1 pseudogene is annotated in these 459 nt (G+C 69.7%); it reads left to right on the plus strand.

Going from position 1 to position 459, the window contains the following annotated elements:
• Positions 1-459, plus strand: a pseudogene (locus BN358_RS27085) (ABC transporter permease); the annotation flags it as partial.

Consider the following 459-nt stretch of genomic DNA (forward strand, 5'->3'; position numbering starts at 1 on the left):
TCGGGGACACGATCGAGCTGACCTCGGGCACCACGGCTCCGGTGTCGGACACGCTGCACCACGACCGCTACCGGATCGTCGGCACGGTGGTCTCACCGGTCTACCTCACCTTCGACCACGGCGAGTCGAGCATCGGCGGGGGCCGGGTGAACCTGTTCCTGATGGTGCCGCACTCGGAGTTCGCCTACCCGGTGTACACCGAGGCCCTGATCACCGTGCAGGGAGCGCGGGAGCTCGACTCGTACTCGGCCGAGTATCGCTCCCTGGTCGGCCGGGTGGTCGGACGGCTGCAGAACCTCGGCGAGGAGCGTGCTCCGCTCCGCCTCGCCCAGATCAAGCAGGAGGCCCAGGCGAAGCTCGACGAGGCCCGCAGCGAGCTGGACGCCGAGCGGGCCCGCTACGACCAGGAGATCGGGGCCGCGGAGAAGAAGCTCGCCGCGGCCCAGGACCAGATCGTCT

This window comes from Sedimentibacter sp. B4 (assembly GCF_000309315.1).
Classification (GTDB): domain Bacteria; phylum Bacillota; class Clostridia; order Tissierellales; family Sedimentibacteraceae; genus Sedimentibacter; species Sedimentibacter saalensis.